General features: G+C 63.3%; 6 protein-coding genes. 3 read left to right on the forward strand and 3 right to left on the reverse strand.

Annotation, left to right across the window (positions count from 1 at the left end):
- Positions 1 to 270, forward strand: a 270-nt coding sequence (locus M0954_RS14530) for a P1 family peptidase (protein ID WP_297353940.1), incomplete at its 5' end; no start/stop codon positions are given.
- A 221-nt stretch (positions 271 to 491) separates the two neighbouring features.
- Positions 492 to 956, forward strand: coding sequence for a GNAT family N-acetyltransferase (locus M0954_RS14535; RefSeq protein ID WP_297353942.1), 465 nt, complete (start codon positions 492 to 494; stop codon positions 954 to 956).
- A gap of 84 nt (positions 957 to 1,040) precedes the next feature.
- Here M0954_RS14535 and M0954_RS14540 read toward each other — a convergent pair whose 3' ends face one another.
- Entirely contained in the window at positions 1,041 to 1,937 is an 897-nt protein-coding gene (locus M0954_RS14540) for a helix-turn-helix domain-containing protein (RefSeq protein ID WP_297353943.1), read from the reverse strand.
- Positions 1,938 to 2,131: 194 nt separating this feature from the next.
- On the opposite strand from M0954_RS14540, the gene M0954_RS14545 reads away from it, so the two are divergent.
- The gene (locus M0954_RS14545; RefSeq protein ID WP_122155175.1) at positions 2,132 to 2,533 is read left to right on the forward strand and encodes a gamma-glutamylcyclotransferase family protein; all 402 of its coding nucleotides are present in this window, start codon (positions 2,132 to 2,134) and stop codon (positions 2,531 to 2,533) included.
- A gap of 132 nt (positions 2,534 to 2,665) precedes the next feature.
- Here the strand turns inward: M0954_RS14545 and aceB are convergent, their stop codons facing one another.
- Both aceB and M0954_RS14555 read right to left on the reverse strand, forming a co-directional pair.
- The gene (aceB, locus tag M0954_RS14550) at positions 2,666 to 4,264 is read right to left on the reverse strand and encodes a malate synthase A (RefSeq protein WP_123387970.1); all 1,599 of its coding nucleotides are present in this window, start codon (positions 4,262 to 4,264) and stop codon (positions 2,666 to 2,668) included.
- 133 nt (positions 4,265 to 4,397) lie between these two features.
- Positions 4,398 to 4,822, reverse strand: a 425-nt coding sequence (locus tag M0954_RS14555) for an HAD-IA family hydrolase (protein ID WP_297353945.1), incomplete at its 5' end; no start/stop codon positions are given.

Here is a 4,822-nt window from a genome sequence, read left to right on the forward strand (position 1 = left end):
AACGGCTCGGGTGACTACGCGATTGCGTTCTCGACGTCGCCTGCAGTGCGCCGCACGCCGGAGCGGCGCAAGGCGGCCGGCACGCTCGAAGATCTCGCCAACGACGCGATGTCGCCGCTGTTCCAGGTGGTTTCGGAGGCGACAGAAGAGGCCGTGTATAACGCGATGCTGCAGGCTGTCACCACGACGGGCGTCGACGGACATAGGCTGGAGGCGATCACGCCTGCTGCGGTGCAACGGATTATCGACCGGCACGCTTTGGGTGTCTGAATAGCGTGATGCGCGAACGTATCGCGGATGCGCGTGTAAGCAGAACGTCAACTTTCACGCGTGCCGGTCAAGTAATCGTTGCGCCTCAAGTGGCCTAAACGACCTTCCGGGGCGCTTTTTGCGTCATTTCGCCGGTCTTCGCCGTTCTCGGGACAAACAGCCATTGCCAGCGCGCGCGGCGTGTTTTACCTTTGTGCGGATCATCATTTGCCCGCCGTGTCATGTTCGTTCCTACCGAAGCACCGTCGCCGTTCCAGTTACGCAAGGCCAGCATGGACGATTTCGCGTTCGCCGAAGCGCTAACGCGCAACAACATGGGCGGCTACTACAAACGGCACCACCTCGTCTGGCGCAGCGATCTTTTTCTTGGAAGCTGGCGCGAGTCGGAAAACCACATTCTCGAAGTGGATGGTCACGCAGCCGGCGTGCTGCGCATCACGGAGGAGGGCGACTCGCTGCACATCCGTGATGTGCAGATCGCCGATGGCTACCGGCGCCGCGGCGCGGGCACCTATATGCTCGAAATCTCGCATCAATGGGCGCGTGAGCGCGGTCTGCGCGAGCTGCAACTGCGGGTGTTCGTCGACAATCCCGCTGCGCGGCTTTATCTGCGCATGGGGTACAAGCTTGCCGGGCCGCGCCTCGCGCAACTCGGCGCGATTCGCCATCTGGCGCGGCGCGTGTAGCGGACGGCGTTGCCTAGAGCGCTGGCTAGCGTACCGCTTAACGTGCCGCTCTGTTCGCGTAGCGGGGCATCCAGTCAGCGCTCGTCAACGATCAAACTCCGGCGCATCCGCCATCAGCGCACCATCCGGCAAGTCATCCTCAGTGGCCTGCGCACCTCGCTCGCTCTCGACGCGTTCCGAGCCCCGCTCCATGAATGCACGCGGACTCCTGCCGAACGCGCGCCGGAACATCGCCGAAAAGGCGCTCTGGCTCTGATAGCCCAACTCCTGCGCGACATGCGCGAGCGGCCTGCCTTGGCTCAACAGCGGAATCGCGCGCGCGAGCAGCGCCTGCTGACGCCACTGCGAAAAGCTGACGCCCAGTTCCTGGCGAAACAGCCGCGCAATCGTGCGGGTGCTCGCGCCGACGCTCGCCGCCCACTGCTCGAGCGAATCCGTATTGGCGGGGTTGGCAATCACCGCTTCGCACAGCGCGCGCAGGCGCTTTTCGTTGGGCATCGGCACAGAGAGCGGCAACGGTTCGGAGCGGGTCAGCTCGTCGAGCGCCAGAGCTCCGAGCACCTGTTCGCGGGCGGCCGGGAGGTCGGGTTCGTCGAGCGCGGCGATCACCTCGCGCAGCAGATTCGACACCTCGACGACACGGCATGCGTCGAGTCCCGGCGGCGCCGCGTGTTCGTCGATATACAGCGTCCGCAAGAACGCCTCCTCGACGATGACCACTTCATGCGTCACATGCGGCGGCATCCAGATGGCGCGCGACGGCGGCACCATCCAGGTAGTGCCCTGCGTACCGACGCGCAGCACGCCGCGCGACGCATACGCAACCTGAGCCCATGCATGGGTATGACGGGCGATGTGCACGCCGGCCGCCATTGGCCGCGAGCGCACGCGGATCGGATGGGTGCGGGTTGGCGCGAACTCCGGCGGAATATCGGAGAACTCGACCTGAGTCGAAAGTGGGAGAGCGTCTGATGCATTCATGACGGCGACACCGGGTGGAACCCAAAGCGGATGTTGGCTCCCATTGTAGGGCGTTGCGCGGCAAGACTCCTAAGCCGTTATTTTCGCGGACCGCTGGCGACGATCGCGGGGGCATAATGCATCCGATTCGTTTCGCCGGGAGGAGAAACGGATCAGTGAACCCGGATCCATCCAATAGATGAGGACCCCCTACGATGCAGAAGGTTTTCGTGTACGGCACCTTGCGGGCCGGCGAGATCAACGACATTAGCCAGGCCGCCGCCCGGCACGACATCGCTGAACCCATGCTGCTTGGCACGGCCACGGTGCGTGGCCACCTGTTCGACTTCGGCGCCTACCCAGGGCTCGTGCCCGACGAGGCGGGGCCGCCTGTGAGCGGAGATGTCTATGAAATCGATCCGGATCTGGTCGCCGTGCTCGACGAAATCGAGGAGATTTATCCGGGCGTCGAAGGCCTGTTCGTAGCGCGCGAGGTGACAGTCGAAGTGGACGGCATGCCGCTCCTGTGCCGCTACTATCCGGTCACGGAAAAAGCAGTGAAGGGCTTGTCCGAGATTCGTTCGGGTGACTGGATTGCGTATCGCCGCTCGCGCTAGAACGCTCGTGACCGTCGCATTAACCACGACAAAAAAACGGCCCGGCAAGCCTGCGCCTGCTGGGCCGTCCGGTCGGTCAGCCTTGCGAACCACGTCGCTGCGTTGGGCAGCAGCGCGGCCTGGAAACGTACTTCAGATCTCTTCGTACAGCGGCAGCGTCAGGAAGTCGGTGAACTGCTCCGAGGTCGACATCTCTTCGAAGATTTCCGCCGCGCGGTCGTACGGTTTCGTATCGCCGCCGACCGACTGCTTCACCTTCTCGAGTTCCTGCTTCGACAACTCGCGCACCAGTTCCGCGGTGACCTTGCGGCCATCGTCGAGCGCGCCCTTCGGCGAGCGGATCCATTGCCACACCTGCGAGCGCGAAATTTCCGCGGTGGCGGCGTCTTCCATCAGGTTGTGGATCGGCACGCAGCCATTGCCCGCGAGCCATGAACCGAGGTAGTGAATCCCCACGTTGATGTTGTTGCGCAGACCCGCCTCCGTAATCGGCGCTTCCGGACGGAAGTCGGTCAGATCTTTCGCGCTCACTTCGACGTCGGTGCGTTGCTTGCCGATCTGGTTCGGCTGGTCGCCGAGCACCTTGACGAACTCTTCCATCGCGATCGGCACGAGACCCGGGTGGGCGACCCAGCCGCCGTCGTAACCGTCGCCGGCATCGCGTGCCTTGTCCGAGCGCACGCCGCCCATGGCCTTATCGTTTGCAGCCGGATCGTTCTTGATCGGAATCAGCGCGCTCATGCCGCCGATGGCTGGCGCGTTGCGGCGGTGGCAGGTCTTCAGCAACAGCAGCGCGTAAGCACGCATGAACGGCGACGTCATCGTGATCTGCGAGCGGTCGGCGAGGCAGAAGTCGCGGTCGCTCTTGAACTTCTTGATGGCCGAAAATATGTAGTCCCAACGGCCGGCGTTCAGGCCCGAGCTGTGTTCACGCAGTTCGTACAGAATCTCGTCCATTTCGAATGCGGCGAGGATCGTTTCGATCAGCACGGTGGCGCGGATCGTCCCGCCCGGCACGCCGACCGCTTCCTGTGCCGCGACGAAGATCTCGTTCCACAGACGCGCTTCGAGATGGCTCTCCATCTTCGGCAGATAGAAGTAGGGGCCCGAGCCGCGTGCGACCAGTTCCTTCGCGTTGTGGAACAGGAACAGCGCGAAATCGAAAATGCCGCCCGAGACGCGCTCGCCATCGACTTTCACATGCTTCTCGTCGAGGTGCCAGCCGCGCGGACGCACGATCAGCGTCGCAACCTTGTCGTTGAGCTTGTACGACTTGCCGTTCTGTTCGAGCGAGATGGTCCGGCGCACCGCGTCCTTCAGATTGATGTGGCCGGTAATCTGGTTATCCCAGCTCGGCGCGTTCGAATCTTCGAAGTCGGTCATGTACGAGTCCGCGCCGGAATTCAGCGCGTTGATGATCATCTTGCGCTCGACGGGCCCGGTGATTTCCACGCGGCGGCATTGCAGATCCTGCGGCAGCGGCGCGATCTTCCAGTCGCCTTCGCGGATGCTCTTGGTCTCGGCGAGGAAGTCGGGACGCTCGCCGGCATCGAGCCGTTTCGTGCGTTCGACGCGCGCTTTCAGCAGCGCCTGGCGACGCGGCTCGAATGTGCGATGCAGCGCGGCGACGAGTTCGAGCGCTTCGCGGGTGAGGATCGTTTCATAGCCGGGCTTGATGTCGCCGGTGATTTCCATGCCCTGCGGCAACTGCGATGAAAGCGGGTTCGCCATGTTTTTTCCTTGGTCGGTCAGATTGCAAAGCTGCAAATTTTCAAATGCGGTGGAGGCGCTGTTGAAATGCGGTTGGGATGCGCCACGTTGCGTCGAACTGCGTTGCGGGCGTCCGGTACGTTTGCGGTTGCCGTCATGCGCCAGGGCTGTGGCGCGTACGGCTGCGGCTTCCGTCGGGTGCTGCGAGGGTTTGCAAAAAGGCGAGCAGGTCGTTCATGCTCCCGCCCGTGCCATGTGGCGTGACGCCTAGCTCTTCAGCGGGGACGCCCTGCCGGTTAAGCCAGAAAGTGGTATAGCCGAACCAGTTCGCGCCGGCCGCGTCCCAGCCGTTCGACGAGACGAACACGATCTCGCCCGGCTCGACGCCGAATGCCTGCGTGCCGAGTGTGTAGGCGGCCGATGCCGGTTTATAGGCGCGGACGGTGTCGACTGAGAGGATGTGGTCGAACAGTCCGCTCATGCCGGCACTCTTGACGGCGATGTCGAGCATCTGCGGATTGCCATTGGACAGAATGGCGAGGCCGAGCGGGGCTGACTGAGATTTAGCGCCTGGGGTGT

It is taken from the genome of Paraburkholderia sp., assembly GCF_026225065.1.
In the GTDB taxonomy this organism is placed as follows: Bacteria; Pseudomonadota; Gammaproteobacteria; order Burkholderiales; family Burkholderiaceae; genus Paraburkholderia.

Bases quoted from the DNA above. Each gene is read 5' to 3' on its own strand.
- M0954_RS14540 (WP_297353943.1), bottom strand. From the start codon at position 1,937: ATGAATGCATCAGACGCTCTCCCACTTTCGACTCAGGTCGAGTTCTCC.
- M0954_RS14535 (WP_297353942.1), top strand. From the start codon at position 492: ATGTTCGTTCCTACCGAAGCACCGTCGCCGTTCCAGTTACGCAAGGCC.
- aceB (WP_123387970.1), bottom strand. From the start codon at position 4,264: ATGGCGAACCCGCTTTCATCGCAGTTGCCGCAGGGCATGGAAATCACC.
- M0954_RS14545 (WP_122155175.1), top strand. From the start codon at position 2,132: ATGCAGAAGGTTTTCGTGTACGGCACCTTGCGGGCCGGCGAGATCAAC.